Raw genomic sequence first — 21,123 nt, forward strand, 5'->3', positions numbered from 1 at the left:
CAAAAAACGCAATTATAATAGCTTTTCTGGATGATATAAGCATCCTGTTGGGTTTGTTTGATCGTATGATAGCGAGGGAACATAACGATAAAGGGTTGAGCAGTAAGGGCAAATTTTCTCATCTGCTGCTCCCATATCGATAAAGATATGAGGATGATCGAATGGGTGTGTAGCGCCTACACACATAAATTCTTTCACACCAATTTCGATTGTTTTATATCCAAGGTCATTTTGGAAATGAGGAATATTGTGATCAGCCATGGCATACAAACTCCAGAATAAATTTTCTCATCAGCTATGATTGGGCTCTTCTATTTTATAGGCGTGAGTTTGTAATAAAGCGTATAATAATGCAAGATGCTTTTTAAGACAAATTTCTCTTCTTTTATGCTATATTAGAATAGTTGTCTTACTTTTAGTGCTTTGCGCATAGCAATAATTCCAAGTACTTTTAAATATTAAATGGAAAAATGATGAGGGAAGTTAGGCATTGATATATTATTATGATGATAACATATTATCAAATGTTATGTGAGATATTTCGTCAAGGATTTTAGAAAATATAAAAGAAAATTATTTAGGATATATGGAACAGAGGGTGGTAGATAAAATTTCTATATCGAATATAACAATGAAAAATCCGGTACGATTTATTAATCGAGAGTTTTCATGGCTACAATTTAATAATCGTGTTTTGATGGAAGCGGCTAATTCGAAACATCCTTTATTAGAACGTCTACAATTTCTTTCTATTTCAGCTGCAAATCTTGATGAGTTTTTTATGGTTCGTGTTGCAGGACTAGCAGCTCAAATTCGTGCTCGCGTTACAGCGTGCAGTGCAGATGGGCACACTCCACAGGAACAACTTGATATTGTATTAGCTGAGATTTCAAAGCTGCAGGCTCACCAATTACGAGAATTGAATGTTTTACGTGATGAATTAAAAAAGAATGATATTGAAATTATTTGTTCTGATGATCTTTCAGAAATTGAAAAATCATGGCTTGAAAAATATTTTCTTGAGACGATTTTTCCTGTTTTAAAACCTTTACCTGTTGATTCTACTCATCCTTTTCCATTTATTCCTAATTTAGGGCTTTCTATTGGGCTTCAATTGTCTGGAGAAACTGATCAGAATTCACACACAGTGTTGTTGTCTATTTCAATGCTTTTAAGGCGTTTCGTTCTTCTTCCTCAAGAAGGTAATCATTTTCGTTTTATCGCATCTGAAGATGTTATTTGCCTTTTTATTAAACATGTATTTCCTAACTATGAGGTTAAAGGAATTGGTACATTTAGAATAATCCGAGATAGCGATATTGAAGTAGAAGAAGAAGCTGAGGATCTTGTTCATTTTTTTGAAACTGCTCTCAAAAGGCGGCGCCGTGGGCAGGTTATTCGAGTTGAGTTTGACGCAAAAATGCCAGAGAGTTTACGCCAATTTATAGCGAATAGTCTCGCTGTTCCTGATAATTGTATTAATGTCCTTGACGGATTTTTAGCGCTTAATACGGTATCAGAAATTGTTTCTATTCCCCGCGATGATCTTAAATTTATTCCTTATATTTCTCGTGTTCCAGAATGTATTCGTGAACATCATGGGGATTGTTTTGCGGCTATTCGTGAAAATGATATTGTGATTCATCACCCCTATGAGACATTTGATGTTGTTGTCCAATTTTTACGTCAAGCTGCTTGCGATCCTGATGTTGTAGAAATAAAACAAACACTTTATCGTACATCAAATGATAGTCCAATTGTTGGCGCTTTGATTGAAGCAGCTGAACAGGGAAAGTCTGTGACTGCTTTGGTAGAACTTAAAGCACGTTTTGATGAGGAAGCAAATATTCGTTGGGCCCGGGATCTTGAATGTGCTGGGGTTCAAGTTATTTTTGGTTTTATTGCATTAAAAACGCATGCTAAGATGTCATTAGTTGTGAGACGTGAGGGAAAACGTCTTCGCTCTTATGTTCATCTTGGAACAGGAAATTATCATCCCATTAATGCTAAAACTTATACCGATCTTTCTTTTTTTTCCACGGATGATGATATCGCTCATGATGTTGCGTTATTATTCAATTATATTGCGCAATATGAGCGTCCAAATGAAACAATGAAGATTGCTTTTTCACCCTTAACACTGCGTGGTCGTATCTTAGAGCATATTGAGGGAGAAATTGTTCATGCACAACAGGGAAGGTTTGCTGCTATTTGGATGAAAGTTAATGCATTGGTTGATCCTGAAATTATTGATGCTTTATATCGTGCCAGTCAAGCAGGGGTGCAAATTGATTTGGTTGTGCGGGGGATATGTTGTTTACGTCCTGGTATTCTAGGAATTTCGGATAATATTCGTGTAAAATCAATTGTCGGGCGTTTTCTTGAACATAGTCGCATTTTTTGTTTTGGGAATGGTCAAGATTTGCCTAATGAAAATGCACTCGTTTACTTAGGCTCTGCTGATATGATGCCTCGTAATTTGGACTATCGTATTGAAATATTGGTTCCGGTTTTTAATAAAATAGTGCGTCAAAAAATTCTTTTACAGATTATGTTAGCTAATATCATTGATAATCAACAAAGCTTTGATATACTTAAGGATGGAACATCAAAACGTATTACACCGCAGATAGGTGAAAGTCTATTTAATGCGCAGGAGTATTTTATGGCCAATACAAGTTTTGCGGGGGAAAATGAGTCTTTTGAGTCTTCTGTTTCGCGCTTGGTTGCGTTGCATCGGCAACAAGCCGAAATACATAAAGACTAAAATCCAATGACATATAGAGATGCTCAAGGTCGGTTAAAAGGGCGTAAGCCTGTTGCTGTTATTGACATTGGCTCAAATTCTGTTCGGTTGGTTATTTATGAGGGGCTTGTTCGATCACCAACAGTTTTATTTAATGAAAAGATTCTTTGTGGTCTCGGTCATGGTGTGGCGAAAACAGGATTTTTAGAAGAAAAATCGATGAAAATGGCGTTGCAAACACTGAAACGGTTTCGTACGCTTTGTCGACAGATTGGGGCAGATGAGGTCTATACTTTAGCAACAGCAGCAGCACGAGATGCACAGAATGGCGTAGCATTTATTCAGCATGCTGAAGATATTTTGCAAAATAAAATATATCTTCTTTCAGGAAGTGAAGAAGCTATGTATTCAGCATATGGAGTTGTGTCTACTTTTTATCAACCAAAAGGTATTTCTGGGGATCTTGGTGGTGGAAGTCTTGAGCTGATTGATATTGATCATTCTGATGTTGGTGAAGGGATAACGCTCCCATTGGGTGGTTTAAGGCTACAGTATATGTCAAATAATGATAGTGCTGTAGCTACAAAAATTGTACATGAGCAATTTTATAAATCGTCTGTTGTTCGTGCTCGTAAAGGTATAGCACGTTATTTTTATGCAGTAGGGGGGACATGGCGTAATTTGGCAAAACTCCATATGGCAATGAAACACTATCGGCTCCCTGTTATGCATGGCTATGAAGTTGATGCTGTTGAAATGGAGAACTTTTTACGTCTTGTAGCACGTGGCAATATTGATAATATGAGAGGGATTGCAGCGGTTTCTCAGAACCGTCGAAAACTTTTATCTTATGGGGCAATAGTTCTTATTGAACTCATTCAGTGTATGGAGTTTGAAAAGATAATCTTTTCTGGTGCTGGCGTTCGTGAAGGTTTTCTTTATTCACGATTGCCGCAGGCGATTCGACTTTCAGATCCTCTCATTGCAGCATGCACAGAAATGGCTATTTTACGGGCACGTTCACCAAAACAAGCAGAAGAACTCATTGATTTTACGACGAATGCTTTTGAAGTTTTTGGAATTTCAGAAACCGAAAATGAATGCCGTTATCGTCAAGCCGCTTGTCTTCTTGCGGATATTGGTTGGCGTATACATCCAGATTATCGAGGCAATGAAGCAGCAAATCAAATAGCTTTAGGATCTTATCCAGGAATTTCTCATGAAGGGCGCCTTTATGCGGCACTTGCTGTTTTTTTTCGCAATACGAGTTTATTGGTTGATAAAGAATCTCTTCCCATTTTTCAATTAGCAACTCAAAATATAATTGAAAAAGCACGTATTCTTGGCGAAACTATGCGTATTGCTCATCTTTTTAGTGCTTCTGTTGCAGGAATTTTACCTCATTTATTGTGGCATAAAAAAGCAGATCATATTATCCTGCAGATCCCAAAGAATTACGCTGGGTTATTAGGAGAACGTCCTCTTGGACGATTACAGAAGTTATCAAAAATAATAAAACAACCTCTCGCTTTTGAAATTTTTTGATTTTTTTCCTAATTTATTCGTGTTTTATGTCTTAATAATAGGGCCATTGACGAGGGATAAACTAGGTAGCCTATCATCATGAGCTGGACAATAGGACTTGTTCCATAACGCCCATGCTAGACACCACGCAAAGCATTTGTAATACCTGAGCATTCATAAAAGAAAACATAATTTTTTATTCTGTTACTTGCATCACAGGATGGATTTTTCACTTCATAAGCTTCATGTGAAAATGAAAAGTTTTGTCCATTTTTACGTGAAAAGGTTTTCTTTTTATGCTGTGTCGTTATAACGTTTTTGTTTAGCTTGCTCGATTATCTTGATAAGATTACGATTGTAACCAACGCGATAAAAAACAAGTTTTAAAGATTTTGGGAGAGATCCATTGGTTACATGACGCTGGAATGTTGAAATACTCATATGAAACAGTTTTGCACTTTCACGGTCTGTCAAAAGAATATCATTTCAGTCATTATAAAATCCTTTCACTATAAAAAATAGAAATAAATCACAACTATTTATTAACTATGATTTTCGAATCCTTTAAAAGGTGTTTAATTTATAAAAAACAGCGCTTTATCATATAATTTCTTATGTGAAACTTTATGAGTTTTATTGAGATGGAGTGAGAGGATCTTACGATATTCGGAGGTCTAATTCAATATAAATAACGCTAGATTATCGTTAGAAATCAATATATTGCTTTTGTTAGGTATTTTAGTTGTTATGCTGGCTCGTTTTTGATTGTTAGATTGCAATCTTGGTAGTTTTTAATACGATATGGTGACGTGAGGCATTATATCTTTGTTTGTTCCTATTTCTAGGCTGCTATTTTTGTAATGAATGCGCTTTTATTATCAGAACTTTTTTTTTCAAAACTTTTAAATAAGGAACTGTCTGTTTTTTTAGATTATTTTTAATGGGATTTCTATTTAATTGACCTGATAAAGATTTAGCTATCATTTTAATAAGAGTTTACTATTTAATTTTTTAACTTTGTCAGAAGTAGGCTTTATTTATCCTGTTTGCGTTGGCCTATAGGGCATACCAATTGATGTAGATAATGAGTAGCGTAATGGATTTTTCAAAATGAAAATGTAAATTAAAGCTGTTTTGTGCTTATTTTTCCATCGTTAAAGTAAAACCCTATCTGGCCCTTTAGCAGTTGTTCGGCTTTTTTACCAAATATTTCATAGCGCCAGCCATTCATAGCGGGAATATTTTTCTTTATTCCTCCATTGGCAATTTTTTCTAAATCATTAGATGTTGCAATAATTTTAGGGGCAATGCTGTTTTCATTTGCAACAATTTTTAATAACACTTTGAGCAGATCGATAACAGCGGCTGTCGTATCATTGAGTGGATTATGTTTAGGAATGGGGGGTAAAGTAGAAAGATCCACCTCTAATCCTTCGTGGACAGCTTTGATTAATGATTGAGCAATTGAGAGTTTATCCCAGTTCTTATTAAGACTGCGCAACCGTTTTAATGCAGATTCATCTTTTGGTTGTTGGGTTGCTATTTCTATAAGACATTCATCTTTTATGATATGACGACGTGGCATATTGTATTTTCGTGCTTCACGTTCCCGCCAAGCTGCTATCTTTTGTAATACAGCAAGTTCACGTGGCTTTTTAATTTTTCCTTTCACTTTTTTCCATGCTTCATCTTCTGGCATATCATAGGTTTTAGGATTTAAAAGGATTGTTATTTCATCATCCATCCAGTGAGCTCGTTGATTTTTCTCTAACCTTTTTTTCAATAACAAGTAAACATCTCTTAAGTAAGTTACATCGGAAAGTGCATAGAGCAGTTGTTTTTCAGACAAAGGGCGGTAACTCCAGTCTGTAAAGCGGGAGGATTTATCAAGATGATGCCCTGTACAGCGTTGTACAATTTGATCATAGGAGATAGAATCACCAAATCCACAAATGGATCCTGCTATTTGCGTATCAAAGAGAGGGGAAGGAATAACACCTCCAAGGTGATAAATTGTTTCAATATCTTGGCGCGCAGCATGAAAAACTTTTACAACTTTTTTATCGACCATAAGGTCAAAAAATGGTTGTAAATCAATATCTGGTGCTATGGGATCAATCAAAACTGTAACATCTGGTGAGGCGAGCTGTATTAAACACAGTTGAGGCCAAAAAGTTGTTTCGCGGATAAACTCAGTATCGACTGTTACAAAATCAGAGGTACGTAGAGCGTTAAGTGCAATTTCAAGATCTGTTGTTTGTGTAATAAGATTCATCATTTTATTATAATTCGATAAATTAAATTTGTCCTTTGTTGACTTTATTTTTGAGTTTTTATTCTCATATCTTGACAAATGGTTATTAAAAAGCGTTTGTAGCGCATGTGAATATTATAATCAAAGGCAAAAAACATGCATCGTTATCGCAGTCATCATTGTGCGGCTCTCCGTAGATGTGATGTAGGAACACAAGTTCGTCTTTCGGGGTGGGTTCATCGTGTTCGTGATCATGGAGGGATTCTTTTTGTGGATTTACGTGATCATTTTGGAATCACACAAATTGTTGCTGACCCTGCTTCACCAGCTTTTAAAGTTATTGAAAAAGTGCGTTCTGAATGGGTTATTCGTGTGGATGGGGAGGTATGTGCTCGTTCTGATGAGGTTATTAATGCAACGCTTCCAACAGGTGAGATTGAAATTTTTGCACAAGAGGTAGAAATTCTTTCAAAATCTGATGAGCTTCCTTTACCGGTTTTTGGTGAGCCTGATTATCCAGAAGATATTCGATTAAAATATCGTTTTCTTGATTTGCGTCGGGAGACTATGCACAAAAATATCATGCGTCGGACTGAAATTATTGCGGCTATGAGACGAGCTATGCAAAATAATGGTTTTACGGAATTTACGACGCCACTTTTGACAGCTTCATCGCCGGAAGGCGCACGTGATTTTTTGGTTCCAAGTCGTGTTCATCAGGGAAAATTTTATGCGTTACCGCAAGCGCCACAGCAATATAAACAGTTGTTGATGATGTCAGGTTTTGATCGTTATTTTCAGATTGCTCCATGTTTTAGAGATGAAGATCCAAGGGCCGACCGTCTTCCTGGTGAATTTTATCAATTAGATGTTGAAATGAGTTTTGTTGAGCAAGAAGATGTTTTAGCAACTATGGAACCTATTATGCGTTCTATTTTTGAAGAATTTGCAGATGGAAAGACTGTGACACAAAGCTTTCCTCGCATTTCTTATGATGAAGCAATGCGAAAATATGGTTCTGATAAGCCTGATCTGCGTAATCCGATCATTATGGAAGATGTTTCTCAGCATTTTTATAATTCTGGTTTCAAAGTCTTTGCTCAAATTTTAGCGAATGATGAGAATGCACAAGTGTGGGCTATTCCAGCTAAAACGGGTGGAAGTCGTGCTTTTTGTGATCGTATGAATGTATGGGCACAAGGCGAGGGGCAACCAGGGCTCGGCTATATTTTCTGGCGTGAAGAAGAAGGAAAATTTGAAGGAGCAGGGCCTATCGCCAAAAATATTGGTGAACAGAGGACTGAAGCAATCCGTATACAGCTTGGTCTTGAAAGTGGGGATGCCTGTTTTTTTGTAGCTGGCGATCCAAAAAAGTTTTCATCTTTTGCCGGAGCAGCACGCACAAGGGTAGGGGAAGAATTAGATCTTCTTGATAGAGATAGTTTCTCTATGGCGTGGATTGTTGATTTTCCATTTTTTGAATGGAATGAAGATGAAAAAAAGATTGATTTTGGACATAATCCTTTTTCCATGCCTCAAGGGGGAGAAAATGCCCTTGCCTGCCAAGATCCTCTTACTATTAAAGCTTTTCAATATGATCTTGTTTGCAATGGTTATGAAATTGCATCAGGTGGAATTCGTAATCACTTACCAGAAATGATGCTTAAAGTTTTTGAACTTGTAGGACTTTCTAAGGAAGTTGTGAAAGATCGTTTCGGTGGTCTTTATCGTGCATTCCATTATGGGGCTCCGCCACATGGTGGCATGGCTGCGGGAATTGACCGCATTATTATGCTGTTACAAGGTGTTAAAAATTTGCGTGAAGTTGCTTTATTCCCTATGAACCAACAGGCGCTTGATCTTTTAATGAGCGCTCCGTCTGATGTTTCTCCTACACAATTACGTGATTTAGGAATCCGCATGGCTCCTACTCACAAAAATAGCTCATAAAGTTGATAATGGATTGGTTTCATCTTTTTCTACGTAGAGTGAAGTTTTGATGCCTTTCAAGAGTCAACGGTGTGTGCGTGTACTGTTTGTGAAATTTAGATAGGCAAAACGCTATTGTGTTGATTCTTTATGAGGCATTTTTATTCCTTGTTTCTATAGTGGCTTTTCCCCTTGTGATAGGTGAGGAAATAATTATAATTGCTTGATCATGAATAAATTAGAAATAAAAGAATTCTATAATATTCGGGAGCCTCATTTTAGTTGAAAAAAATTAATTATCTTTATATGTCAATATATTATTTATTTTTTATTGAAGTTTTTACAACGTTGTAGCAGAGAATTGTGTCTCTTCGTTTTTATGAGAATAATGTGGTTTTCCATTCTATGGACTTACTCTGAAAAGTTTAAATTTCATAAGCTTTGAACATTTTTTTGGTTTTTCGTAGAAAAACTGAATGGGGTTGTTATACAATTTATCTTTATAATAAAAGATGATGTTTGAAAGGTGCTTTTGTCATTTCAGAAAAGATGAAATAACTCTTTGTGGGCAGTTAAATTATCGTCGAATTTGACAAAGCTTTCAATAAATTACTTAAGACAAGGGGGGAAGGACATGTATAAATTTTTCAAATTGATATAATTTTCTGTTCATGTTCTAATTGCAGCGTTTGTTTTTATGTAATTGACTTTTAATAAAAAAGTCGACTCATAGAAGATTTCATTAAATAAATCCTATAAAATAATTTCTTATTATTGTGGGAATTGTTGTTTTAATACTATGTCTGATAAAATGAATTTACCTTTTGATAAAGAACATATTGAACCAATAGAATTACGTTCTGCTTTACAGGAACGTTATTTGGCTTATGCACTTTCTACGATTACACACCGTGCATTGCCTGATGTACGTGATGGATTGAAGCCGGTCCACCGGCGGATTGTTCATGCGATGCGTCTTCTCAAACTAAATCCTGGACAGTCTTATGCGAAATGTGCGCGGATTGTTGGTGATGTCATGGGAAAATTTCATCCTCATGGGGATGCGTCTATTTATGATGCCTTGGTGCGCTTGGCTCAAAGTTTTGCTGTTCGTTATCCGTTGGTTGATGGGCAAGGCAATTTTGGTAATATTGATGGTGATAATGCTGCTGCCATGCGTTATACGGAAGCACGTATGACTGAAGTGGCTGCATTGTTACTTGAAGGAATTAATGAGAATGCTATTGATTTTCGTTTAACCTATAATGAGGAAGATGAAGAGCCTGTTGTTTTACCAGGAGCTTTCCCTAATCTTTTAGCAAATGGTTCTTCTGGTATTGCTGTTGGTATGGCAACATCTATTCCCCCCCATAATGTTGCTGAGCTTTGTGATGCAGCACTCCATTTGATTGCGCATCCCGATGTAAATGATGAGGAATTAAATCAATTTGTTCTTGGTCCTGATTTTCCGACGGGGGGAATTTTAGTTGAACCTAAAAAAAGTATTGAGGAATCCTATCGTGTTGGGCGTGGATTCTTTCGCTTGCGTTCACGTTGGCATCAGGAATCTGGTAGCCGTGGTTCTTATGTGATTGTTGTAACTGAAATTCCCTATCAGATTCAAAAGTCACGTCTTATTGAAAAAACAGCAGAGTTATTGCTTGCACGCCGATTGCCAATGCTTGAGGATATCCAAGATGAATCAGCAGAAGATATCAGAATCGTGCTGGTTCCTAAAAATCGGTCGGTTGATCCGGAGCTCCTTATGGAGTCTCTTTTTAAATTGACTGACTTTGAAGTAAGATTTCCCCTTAATCTGAATGTTTTGTCTTTGGGAAAAATACCCAATGTCCTTTCTTTGCGAGAAAGTTTGCAGCAATGGCTTGAACATCGTCAAGAAGTGCTTATTCGTCGCTCTCATTATCGGCTTGATCAAATTGATAGCCGATTGGAAATTCTTCATGGATATCTTATTGCCTATTTAAATCTCGATGAGGTCATTCAGATTATTCGTGAAGAGGATGAACCGAAAAAGAAGCTGATTAATCGGTTTGAATTAACAGAAAATCAAGCTGAAGCTATTCTTAATATGCGCTTGCGTTCTTTGCGTAAGCTTGAGGAATTTGAAATTCGTAAAGAATTTGAAAGTTTGAAAGCTGAAAAAGAAAAGCTACAGAATTTGTTAGCTTCTCCTATAAAACAGTGGAAAATAATTTCAGAAGAAATCAAAAAAGTTCGAAACACTTTTGGGCCTGAAACACTCTTGGGGAAAAGACGTACTACGTTTGAAGAGGCACCAAGACATGATCTTGATGATATTCAACAAGCAATGATCGAAAAAGAACCGATTACTATTGTTATTTCTGAAAAGGGGTGGATGCGTGCTTTGAAGGGACACTTGAACGATTATAAAGCACTTTCTTTTAAAGAAGGAGACAGTTTAAAGTTAGCCTTTCCAGCATTTACGACCGACAAGATTGTGCTGATCAGTACGGGGGGGAAGTTTTTTGCTATTGGTGCAAATAATTTACCTGGAGGGCGGGGACATGGTGAACCTATTCGTCTCTTAGTTGATATGGATGATGAGCACGATGTTCTCACAGCTTTTGTGCATCACGCCGAGGAAAAATTTCTCTTGGTTTCATCTCACGGTAATGGTTTTATTGTTTCTTCTGCAGAAGTGATCGCCAATACACGAAAAGGAAAGCAAGTGATGAATGTGAAAGCTCCTGATAAGGTAAAGCTTTGTGTTCCGGTAAATGGTGATCATGTTGCTGTAGTCGGTGAAAACCGTAAAATGCTTATTTTTTCTATTGAACAAATACCAGAAATGAATCGCGGTAAAGGTGTTCGTTTACAGCGTTATAAAGAAGGTGGTGTTGTTGATGCCAAGACTTTTAATTTATCAGAAGGCTTAAGTTGGCAAGATACAGCTGAACGAATCTTTAACCGTCAAGCTGATGATCTCATTGAATGGATGGGAATGCGTGCGGGCGTCGGGCGTTTGGTTCCAAGAGGATTTCCAAAATCAGGAAAATTTATCAATTAAATGTATTTTATAAATGGGAAAATTCCCTATGGTTTTATGATTATGTAAGATATTAATTTATAAAGATAATTTATTATTTTTTATATTGAACGAAAGACCTAAAGCGTAAGTTTTTCTCTTATTTCGATCTTGTTCAGGTTAAATCAATCAAAACTGTTTGTTTGCCTATCATGAGATGAGAGACCAGCCCGTCTTCATAAAAACTATTGAAGAAAAGAATAAAAATATTTTTTAATAAACCGTTTCACAGACAAGAGTTGTTGCAACAATAGTATGTTTGTTTTTTTACATTATACCATTTATGGGTGCTGTCGTGAAATGATTTGATATTTCGAGAGCTGTACCTTTAAACAAACAATGTGAATGTTTAACACAAGAATGTTCTATTTGGAGATGTTTTATTTTGTCTGATAGGTTTATTTTCTTATTGTTCAAGAGAGATGTTATTAATCTTTCGTAGTAATATTTATTCGTTAGGATTACTATGATATTGTCTAAAAAGATGACCACGTTCAGCCCATAAGACGAGAAGTATGGCAGTGAGACTCAGAAAGAAAAATCCTGCTGAGTTTGGGATGGTTGTTTCATCAAATTGTTGGGCAATAAAAAAGCTAAGTCCTGCACCGATAGATGTTTGAAGAAAGCCGGATACAGAAGAAGCTGTTCCAGCTATTTCTCCTACAGGTTCAAGAGCGAGTGTATTGAAATTGGCCATAATACCACCGCAGGTAAACATTAATATACAATATAACGTCATATAAAAAGGAAAAGGGATAACACCACCTGCTAAGATGGACCCAATAAACCAAATGCATGAAGTGGCACAAAAGAGCAAAAGCATAGTATGAGCAATACGCCGCATTCCAAGGCGTCCAACGAGTTGAGAGTTAAAGAATGATGATAGAGCTTGAAATGCAGCACCAACTGCGAAAGCAATAGGGAACCAAAGTCCTAGATTATAGATCCCTTCATATGTTTGTTGTGATGTATTAACGGCGGTAAAGATACAGCCTAAAATAATGGACGTTGCAAGTGTATAGCAAAGTGTTGTGCGATTGGTTATTACAATCCATAAGTTGTGTTTAACTGAAGAAAAGGAAAGAGAGCGTTGCGCATAAAGAGTTTCAGGCAAGCGCAGTTGAATCCAAATCATCAGTCCTAAACCAATCATTGCCATGAAAATAAAAATATATTGCCAATGTCCGAGCAGTAAAATGATCTGTCCTGTTGCGGGACCAACCATTGGTGCAACAAGAAAAACCATCATAACAATAGACATAACTTCTGCCATTTTTCGACCACTGTAGAGATCACGTACGACGGAAACTGTGAGCACGCGCATAGCAGCCCCTCCAATTCCTTGCAAGATACGTAAAATAAGTAAGAGAGAAAAATCAGTTACAAAGGCACAGCCAATCGCCGTAAATGAATAAAAAGCAAGCCCGAGAAGAATAAGTTTACGTCGTCCATACCTATCGCTTATTGGACCGAAAAATATTTGAGCAATACCATAGCTAATAAGATAACTCGAAATGATATAATGTTGATCATTTTCATTGAGAACATTTAAGCCGTCTAAAATATCGGGCATAGCTGGCAGCATAATATCAACAGCTATAGCGTTAATAGCCATGAGCGAAGCAATAAGAATAACAAATTCTTTATAGCCAATTTTGTTTCTAATCGCATCTCTATGCGTTTGTTCATCGACTGAATATGACATATGGCATCCTTGAAATAAAAATTTCGTCTGAAAACAGCTCTTTTTAAGAGTCTGAATAAAATGAAAGATACCTATGATTGATTACATGGAATATTTTTTTCTTTCAAAAGTTCCTGTAACTCATTGTTTTGAAACATCTCTTTAACAATATCACAGCCTCCGATAAATTCACCTTTGATATAAAGCTGTGGAATTGTTGGCCAATTTGAGTAATCTTTAATCCCTTGACGCAATTCGTTAGAAGTTAAGATATTAATCCCTTTATAATTCAATCCTAAATAATCAAGAATTTGAACAACTTGTCCTGAAAACCCGCATTGCGGAGCGTCAGGTGTTCCTTTCATGAATAAAATGACGTCGTTTGTTTTAATTTCGTTGTCAATAAAATCATGAACAGTGGTCATTTTTATCCCTCGATATTTCAGATTTTTATCAGTGTGTAATTTATATTCATACTGCTTTTAATCGTATTAAATGTGTGAATGCAAGAAGAAATTTTAGATTATTTTGGGACATTTGTTTGCAACATTAAGGCGTGAAGGTCATTTCCCATATTGCCTTTAAGGGCATCATAGACCATTTTATGTTGTTGAACACGGGTTTTACCACGAAAACTTTCAGAAATAACTTCTGCAGCATAATGTTCCCCATCTCCAGCAAGATCACGAATTCTTACAGTAGCATCAGGAATGCCTTCACGAATAAGCGTTTCAATTGCATGGGCACTCATTGCCATCATTATTCTCCTATGTTGTTCATTTTTTATAAAGGCTGTTTAAGAGAAAAAACAATTTTTATTCTTCACCCATAAATTGTGGAAACCAGTTTTCATAGGCTTTTGTGAGTTTGTCTACTGAAAGTGTTAATATCCCATCTATATTAAGAGAAGTACCCTCGACTTGACCTAGCTCTGTTAAAGAAACTGTATTGATTTGTGCACGCTCTTTAAGACTATTAAGAGAGTGAGGTTTGACGGCTAAAAGATAACGTCCTTGGTCTTCTCCAAAAAGTTCTGCATGATGGGGTGATTTATTGCTTAATTTTACTTTGATTCCTTTACCTGCTTTAATGACCATTTCAGCAAGTGCTATCGCTAATCCTCCGTCAGAAAGGTCATGGGCGGCGTGAATAAAACCACGATGTATGACATCTCGAACAAATTGACCATGCTTTTTTTCAAGTTGTAAATCTACAGGGGGGGGGGGGCCTGCATCAATATTTAAAATGTTACGTGCATAGATTGATTGTCCTAAATGGGAGCCGCAATTTCCTACTAAAACAAGAATATCTCCATTTTGCATACCACTTATTGTTACCATTTTAGACCAATCATTAAGAAGGCCTACCCCAGCAATTGTGGGGGTTGGAAGAATGGCTTCCCCATTTGTTTCGTTGTAAAGAGAAACATTGCCTGAAACGATAGGAAAATCAAGGATTCTACAAGCTTCTCCTATACCTTTAATAGCAAAAACCAGCTGTCCCATAATTTCAGGTTTTTCAGGGTTACCAAAATTGAGATTATCTGTAGCAGCCAGTGGTGTTGCACCTGTCGTACTAATGTTTCGCCAGCATTCTGCGACAGCTTGTTTCCCCCCTTCATAAGGGTCTGCTTCACAATAGCGAGGTGTTACATCAGAAGAAAAAGCAAGAGCACGTTTGCTGTTGTTTTCTACACGGATAACGCCTGCATCACCTCCTGGACAAACAAGGCTATTTCCTTGGATAAGGGTATCATATTGTTCATAAACCCATCGCCGAGAACTTTGATCAGCAGAATTCAATAAGCTCAGAAGCGCATCACCAAGATTTTCAACTTTTTTGACATCTTCTGCTTTCAAGGGTGTTTTTTTTGCCGGCTCACTCCAAGGACGATCATAAACAGGCGCTTCATCACCAAGCTCTTTGATGGGAAGGTTGACAACTTCTTCCCCTTGATGAAATACACGAAAACGTAAATCATCGGTTGTTTTTCCAATGATAGAAAAATGTAGTCCCCACTTATGAAAAATTGCTTCTGCTTGCTTTTCTAGTTCTGGTTTAAGGACCATGAGCATACGCTCTTGACTTTCAGAAAGCATCATTTCATAGGCTGTCATGTTTTCTTCTCGAACAGGAACTGTATCAAGATTAAGCTGTATCCCCAGATTTCCTTTTGCTCCCATTTCAACGGCAGAAGAGGTGAGTCCTGCTGCCCCCATATCTTGAATAGCAACCACGGCTCCAAGTTCCATGAGCTCTAAACATGCTTCAAGGAGACATTTTTCTGTAAAAGGATCACCGACTTGAACAGTTGGGCGTTTTTCACTGATTGAAGAATCAAATTCAGCAGAAGCCATTGTTGCTCCACCGACACCATCACGTCCTGTTTTTGCACCCAGATAAACAACAGGGAGTCCAATACCTTGTGCTTTAGAATAAAAAAGGGCGTCTGTCTTTGCAATACCGGCGACAAAAGCGTTAACAAGGATATTGCCATTATAACGCTCATCAAAATTTACTTCTCCACCAACCGTTGGAACACCAAAAGAATTGCTGTAACCACCTATTCCAGAAACAACACCAGAAACAAGATGGCGTGTTCGTGGGTGATCAGGAGCACCAAATCGCAATGCATTCATAGCAGCAACAGGACGGGCTCCCATTGTAAAGACATCACGTAAAATACCACCAACACCTGTCGCTGCACCTTGATAAGGTTCAATATAAGAAGGGTGGTTATGGCTTTCCATTTTGAAAACAACACATTGTCCTTCGCCAATATCGACAACACCAGCATTTTCACCAGGTCCTTGGATGACACATTTTCCTTCTGTCGGAAGAGTTTTTAGCCATTTTTTAGATGATTTATAGGAACAATGTTCGTTCCACATTGCAGAAAAAATTCCTAGTTCAGTAAATGTTGGTTCTCTACCAATTAACGTTAGGATACGTTGATATTCATCTTCTTTTAGCCCGTGTTGTGCAATGAGTTCTGATGTAATAGTGATGTTATTGCAAGGCTTCATGAGTATTTATCCGTCAAATTAATCGAAATTTAGTATTTTTATTTTTTTAACCTAGCAGCTTATATTATAAACAATAATGTTGTTTAATAATAAAAATATTTATAGACAGTAAGCTGAAGATTTTGTCCGTTTGTTTGGTGGGATTTAAGACTAAAAATGGTCTTAAATAATTATGTGTTTAGAAAATAATATCCATTGTTGTTTGTGAAGAGCTTGTTTATAGCTTTATGAAGCGAGAAATGGTATAAATCCTTATTTTTTTAAATTATGGAGCGCGAGTATTTTTGCAGCATTATCCATTTACTAACTCTAAAGCACTTTGAAAAAGTAAACGACCGTCAGTACCTCCGTGGGCGGGTTCAATAAAGTTTTCAGGATGGGGCATCATACCAAGAATATTACCAGCTTTATTAACAATACCAGCAATATCTTTCATTGAGCCGTTCGGGTTTGTATTTTCTGCATAGCGAAAAACAATTTGTTCATTGTCTTCCATTTGTTTCAATGTTTCACTATCAACAAAATAATTTCCGTCATGATGGGCAACAGGACAACGAATAATTTGTCCTTTAGAATAATATCGAGAAAATTTTGTCTTGGCGTTGACGACTTCAAGCTTGATTTCACGACAAACAAATTTTAAAGAAGCGTTACGCATTAAAGTACCGGGTAATAATCCTGCTTCCAACAAAATTTGAAATCCATTACAGATACCTATAATTGTCGTACCTTCTTGTGCTTTTTCACGAATGGCTTTTAAGACGGGAGTTCGCGCTCCAATCGCACCACATCTTAAGTAGTCGCCATAGGAAAAACCACCAGGAATAATAATAACATCTACATCTGGAATTGTTGTTTCTGTTTGCCAAATTTTTAGTGGCTCAACTCCCGTTATATGATGTAATGCTGCAACCATATCTCGATCACGATTTAATCCAGGAAGTTGAATGATGGCAGTTTTCATGAGCATTTCACTTACAGAAGTTCGATTGTATAATTTTCAATGACAGTATTTGCGAGTAACTCTTCACACATTTGTTCAAGTTTTTTCTTTGCAGTTTCAGAAGGTAGTTCATCAAGAACAATATCAAAAACCTTTCCTTGACGAATAGATTGAATGCCTTCGAAAGCCAAACTTTTTAAAGCACCGACAATTGCTTCTCCTTGTGGATCAAGAACGCTTTCTCTTAAAGTAACCGTAATGCGTGCTTTCATTTTTTGCTTCCTGCTTGTTAAAAGAACCTCTCCTTTGAAGAGGGGTGTTTGTATAAGGTGATGTTTTTTACCTTGTTTTTACTTTACGAGAACGGGACCACTTGGTCGTGTTGGTTCGTTTTCATTCATAATACCAAGACGTTTGGCAACTTCTTGATAGGCATTAATAAGCCCTCCCATATCACGACGAAAACGGTCTTTATCCATTTTTTCTTGTGTGTGCATATCCCATAGTCGTGCAGAATCAGGAGAGATTTCATCAGCAAGAACAATGCGCATTGTTTCATCTTCCCACAGGCGACCAAATTCCATTTTAAAATCAATTAATTGGATGTTAACACCGGCAAAAAGCCCAGAAAGAAAATCATTAATACGAATTGAAAGTTGCATCATATCTTCTATCTCTTGTGGGACAGCCCACCCAAAAGCTGTGATATGTTCTTCCGTTACCATAGGATCATCGAGAGAATCATTTTTATAGTAGAATTCAATGATGGATTGCGGAAGCGGGGTTCCTTCTTCCAGTCCTAAACGCTTAGCAAGAGAGCCGGCAGCAACATTGCGAACAACAACTTCCAACGGAATGATTTCCACCGCTTTAATAAGCTGTTCGCGCATGTTTATACGTTTGATAAAATGTGTTGGGATACCCAAACGTCCAAGATGGCTAAAAATATGTTCCGAAATTCGGTTGTTTAAAACCCCCTTTCCGTCGATAATTTCATGTTTTTTTGCATTAAAGGCAGTTGCATCATCTTTAAAAAATTGAATGTAAGTCCCTGGTTCAGGTCCTTCATATAAAATTTTAGCCTTGCCTTCATAAATACGGTGGCGACGATTCATCATGATTCTCTATTTATCTTGAGAGGTTTTTAATAACATTGATAAATGATACTATCCTAATTGATAGAATTTCTCAATGATATTGCTATGATACTTTTATAATTTTTATCATTACACGTTTACCCAAAGGTGAAGATACATAAGCGATGAGAAAGAAGATCACCTCTTTTGGATCAAATTTTTGCAAGAAAGTGAGAGAGGACCATAAGCCCTTCAGGCCAAGGTCCGTGTCCGGATTCTGCGTTAATATGGCCAGAATACCCAGCATCAACAAAGAGTGATCCCCAATCATTGGCAATTTTTTCTGCTACTGAAAATTGACAAAACTCATCGTTGCGACTGGCTATGACAATAGAAGGAAAAGGAAGCTTTTGGCGATGATAGGGGCCAAATGTCATTAAATGTTTGGGACGTATTTTTTCATTGGCGACATCTGGAGGTGCAACAAAGAAAGCGCCACAAATTTTTTCTGTATTTTGTACAGTTGCATGAATAACACTGGGAACTCCTAATGAATGAGCAATAAGCATAACAGGCCTTTGAGCTTTTGCGATGGCGGTTTTAACTTTGTTAACCCACTCTTCACAAACAGGCTTTGACCAATGGAGTTGTTCAATGCGGCTGGCTGTCGACAATTTTTTTTCCCAGCGTGTTTGCCAATGATCTGGACCAGATCCTTTGTAGCCAGGAACAATAAGAATATCGAGTTGATTTGCTTTCATGAATTGTTTTCTTTGTTACAACATATTTTTGATCATAGGTTGAATGGATTTTGGTTTTCTATGTCGCTTTATTGTTCTTCAAAAACACGTTTAAAAATCGTATTGATATGTTTGGTGTGGTAAGAAAGATCAAATTTTTCGCGAAGTTCTTCTTCACTTAAAGCTTTGGTAACATCTTTGTCGTTGAGGAGTTCTTCTAAAAAATCTTTTCCTTGTTCCCAAACTTTCATCGCATTTCGTTGTACAATCCGATAAGAATCTTCACGACTAATCCCTGCTTGTGTGAGTGCTAAAAGAACCCGTTGTGAGTGAACAAGACCGCGGAATTTATTGAGATTTTTTTGCATATTTTCTGGATAGACAATGAGATTTTCAATGACAGATGTGAGGCGAGAAAGAGCAAAATCAAGTGTAATCGTCGCATCTGGGGCAATATAACGCTCAACAGATGAATGGGAAATATCACGTTCATGCCAAAGAGCTACATTTTCCATGGCTGGGAGTGCAAATGCACGTACCATACGGGCTAATCCAGTTAAATTTTCTGTTAAAACTGGATTACGTTTATGAGGCATTGCCGATGAACCTTTTTGCCCAGGTGAGAAATGTTCCTCTGCTTCAAGAACTTCTGTTCGTTGTAAGTGGCGTATTTCTATTGCTAGCCTTTCAATAGAGGAAGCAATAACACCAAGTGTTGCAAAAAACATAGCATGACGATCTCTTGGTATTACTTGGGTGGAAACCGGTTCAGTACGCATCTTCAAGGCTTTTGCTACATGTTCTTCAACGCGTGGATCGATATTAGCAAAAGTTCCTACAGCTCCTGAAATCGCGCAAGTAGAAATTTCTTCTCGTGCAGCAAGAAGACGTTTGCGACAACGGGAAAATTCAGCGTATGCAAGAGCAAACTTGATTCCAAATGTTGTCGGTTCAGCATGAATGCCATGACTCCGCCCAATGGTGATTGTCTCTTTATGCTCAAAAGCACGTCTTTTTAATGCTTCAAGAAGTTGATCTATATCCTCTAGCAAAATATCACTCGCACGCATCAATTGAATGTTCAGCGTTGTATCGAGAACATCAGATGATGTCATGCCTTGGTGGATAAAACGTGCCTCTGGTCCAATGAATTCAGCTAGGTGGGTTAGAAATGCGATAACATCATGTTTGGTAATTGCTTCAATTTCATCAATGCGATTGACATCAAATTTAGCTGCTGCCCCTTTTTCCCAAATGACTTTGGCGGCTTCTTTCGGAATAATCCCTAAGTGAGCAAGGGCATCACAGGCATGGGCTTCAATTTCAAACCAAATACGATATTTTGTTTCGGGAGACCAAATTGTTACCATTGCAGGGCGGGAATAACGTGCGATCATCATTTTTTTCCTTGTTGTGAGAGGATTGCGGCTTGGCGCAATGCACTAATACGTGTTTTGTAAAGCTCTTTATTTCCATCTTTATAAATTGCAGAGCCTGCGACAAATACATTTGCACCAGCTTTTGCAGCTATCCCAATTGTATCAACGGTGATACCACCATCAACTTCAAGATCAATAGGGCGGTTTGCAATCATGTTTTTAACGCGCTTAATTTTATTTTTTATTTCTGGAATAAAACTTTGTCCACCAAAACCGGGATTGACCGTCATGATGAGAATGAGATCTAATTGATCAAGCAAATATTCAAGTACATGTTCAGGGGTGCTTGGATTGAGTGCGATTCCTGCTTTTTTCCCCATTTTTTTGATTGTTTGTAATGAACGATGAAGATGTGGACCTGCTTCAGCATGAATAGTTATAATATCTGAACCTGCTTTTGCAAAAGCTTCTAAATAAGGGTCTACTGGTGCGATCATCAGGTGGACATCAAATATTGCTTTTGTTAATGGGCGTAGAGCTTTGACGATTTCAGGACCAAAGGTGATGTTAGGAACAAAGTGCCCATCCATAATATCAAGATGAAGCCAATCTGCACCAGCATCAACAACATCTAACATTTCTTGTCCAAGTTTAGAAAAATCAGAAGCCAAGAGAGAAGGCGAAATGAGATGAAAATGAGGCATTAAAATCTCCTTAGATTGGCAGTTTTTATCATATCGCTGTGTATACACAAA

At 37.3% G+C, this 21,123-nt stretch carries 16 protein-coding genes and 1 pseudogene; 4 read left to right on the forward strand and 13 right to left on the reverse strand.

From position 1 onward, the window contains the following. Positions 1 to 12: 12 nt before the first annotated feature. Positions 13 to 261, reverse strand: a complete 249-nt coding sequence (locus tag ACFIMP_RS02525; RefSeq protein WP_375611536.1) for a zinc-finger domain-containing protein — start codon at positions 259 to 261, stop codon at positions 13 to 15. Between the two features lie 325 nt (positions 262 to 586). Here ACFIMP_RS02525 and ACFIMP_RS02530 point away from each other — a divergent pair, with 325 nt between their 5' ends. Both ACFIMP_RS02530 and ppx read left to right on the forward strand, forming a co-directional pair. Further along, positions 587 to 2,767, forward strand: a complete 2,181-nt coding sequence (locus ACFIMP_RS02530; RefSeq protein WP_375685964.1) for an RNA degradosome polyphosphate kinase — start codon at positions 587 to 589, stop codon at positions 2,765 to 2,767. Positions 2,768 to 2,773: 6 nt separating this feature from the next. Then, positions 2,774 to 4,291 (forward strand): exopolyphosphatase, encoded by a 1,518-nt coding sequence (ppx, locus tag ACFIMP_RS02535; protein WP_375611538.1) that lies wholly within the window; start codon positions 2,774 to 2,776, stop codon positions 4,289 to 4,291. Positions 4,292 to 4,564: 273 nt separating this feature from the next. Here the strand turns inward: ppx and ACFIMP_RS02540 are convergent. Then, positions 4,565 to 4,750 (reverse strand): annotated as a pseudogene (locus ACFIMP_RS02540) (helix-turn-helix transcriptional regulator). Between the two features lie 643 nt (positions 4,751 to 5,393). Next, the gene (gene rnd, locus ACFIMP_RS02545) at positions 5,394 to 6,548 is read right to left on the reverse strand and encodes a ribonuclease D (protein WP_375611539.1); all 1,155 of its coding nucleotides are present in this window, start codon (positions 6,546 to 6,548) and stop codon (positions 5,394 to 5,396) included. Between the two features lie 132 nt (positions 6,549 to 6,680). Here rnd and aspS point away from each other — a divergent pair, with 132 nt between their 5' ends. Both aspS and parC read left to right on the forward strand, forming a co-directional pair. Beyond that, positions 6,681 to 8,474, forward strand: coding sequence for an aspartate--tRNA ligase (gene aspS, locus ACFIMP_RS02550; protein WP_375611540.1), 1,794 nt, complete (start codon positions 6,681 to 6,683; stop codon positions 8,472 to 8,474). Between the two features lie 778 nt (positions 8,475 to 9,252). Continuing rightward, entirely contained in the window at positions 9,253 to 11,502 is a 2,250-nt protein-coding gene (parC, locus tag ACFIMP_RS02555; RefSeq protein ID WP_375627792.1) for a DNA topoisomerase IV subunit A, read from the forward strand. A 466-nt stretch (positions 11,503 to 11,968) separates the two neighbouring features. Here the strand turns inward: parC and ACFIMP_RS02560 are convergent, their stop codons facing one another. The 10 genes from ACFIMP_RS02560 to rpe all read right to left on the reverse strand — a co-directional run bounded on the left by ACFIMP_RS02560 (position 11,969) and on the right by rpe (position 21,072). Continuing rightward, the gene (locus tag ACFIMP_RS02560; RefSeq protein ID WP_375611542.1) at positions 11,969 to 13,225 is read right to left on the reverse strand and encodes a multidrug effflux MFS transporter; all 1,257 of its coding nucleotides are present in this window, start codon (positions 13,223 to 13,225) and stop codon (positions 11,969 to 11,971) included. A gap of 71 nt (positions 13,226 to 13,296) precedes the next feature. Then, on the reverse strand, positions 13,297 to 13,629 hold the full coding sequence (grxD, locus tag ACFIMP_RS02565) for a Grx4 family monothiol glutaredoxin (protein WP_375606638.1): 333 nt from the start codon (positions 13,627 to 13,629) through the stop codon (positions 13,297 to 13,299). A 98-nt stretch (positions 13,630 to 13,727) separates the two neighbouring features. Then, entirely contained in the window at positions 13,728 to 13,961 is a 234-nt protein-coding gene (locus tag ACFIMP_RS02570; RefSeq protein ID WP_375611543.1) for a BolA/IbaG family iron-sulfur metabolism protein, read from the reverse strand. 58 nt (positions 13,962 to 14,019) lie between these two features. After that, the gene (gene purL / locus ACFIMP_RS02575) at positions 14,020 to 16,230 is read right to left on the reverse strand and encodes a phosphoribosylformylglycinamidine synthase subunit PurL (protein WP_375613087.1); all 2,211 of its coding nucleotides are present in this window, start codon (positions 16,228 to 16,230) and stop codon (positions 14,020 to 14,022) included. 292 nt (positions 16,231 to 16,522) lie between these two features. Beyond that, positions 16,523 to 17,194 carry a phosphoribosylformylglycinamidine synthase subunit PurQ gene (gene purQ, locus ACFIMP_RS02580; protein ID WP_375613086.1) on the reverse strand — a complete coding sequence of 224 codons (672 nt, stop codon included), beginning with the start codon at positions 17,192 to 17,194 and terminating at the stop codon, positions 16,523 to 16,525. Positions 17,195 to 17,205: 11 nt separating this feature from the next. Further along, entirely contained in the window at positions 17,206 to 17,445 is a 240-nt protein-coding gene (gene purS, locus ACFIMP_RS02585; RefSeq protein WP_375613085.1) for a phosphoribosylformylglycinamidine synthase subunit PurS, read from the reverse strand. 78 nt (positions 17,446 to 17,523) lie between these two features. Beyond that, complete coding sequence (gene purC, locus ACFIMP_RS02590; RefSeq protein ID WP_375613149.1) at positions 17,524 to 18,288, reverse strand: phosphoribosylaminoimidazolesuccinocarboxamide synthase; 765 nt, start codon at positions 18,286 to 18,288, stop codon at positions 17,524 to 17,526. 173 nt (positions 18,289 to 18,461) lie between these two features. Then, positions 18,462 to 19,010 carry an RBBP9/YdeN family alpha/beta hydrolase gene (locus ACFIMP_RS02595; protein WP_375611547.1) on the reverse strand — a complete coding sequence of 183 codons (549 nt, stop codon included), beginning with the start codon at positions 19,008 to 19,010 and terminating at the stop codon, positions 18,462 to 18,464. A gap of 68 nt (positions 19,011 to 19,078) precedes the next feature. Next, positions 19,079 to 20,386 carry an adenylosuccinate lyase gene (gene purB / locus ACFIMP_RS02600; RefSeq protein ID WP_375613148.1) on the reverse strand — a complete coding sequence of 436 codons (1,308 nt, stop codon included), beginning with the start codon at positions 20,384 to 20,386 and terminating at the stop codon, positions 19,079 to 19,081. Beyond that, positions 20,386 to 21,072 carry a ribulose-phosphate 3-epimerase gene (gene rpe, locus ACFIMP_RS02605; RefSeq protein WP_375613084.1) on the reverse strand — a complete coding sequence of 229 codons (687 nt, stop codon included), beginning with the start codon at positions 21,070 to 21,072 and terminating at the stop codon, positions 20,386 to 20,388. Before rpe ends, purB begins: the two co-directional genes overlap by 1 nt. Between the last annotated feature and the right edge of the window lie 51 nt (positions 21,073 to 21,123).

The organism is Bartonella sp. AP65SXKL (assembly GCF_042195725.1).
Classification (GTDB): domain Bacteria; phylum Pseudomonadota; class Alphaproteobacteria; order Rhizobiales; family Rhizobiaceae; genus Bartonella.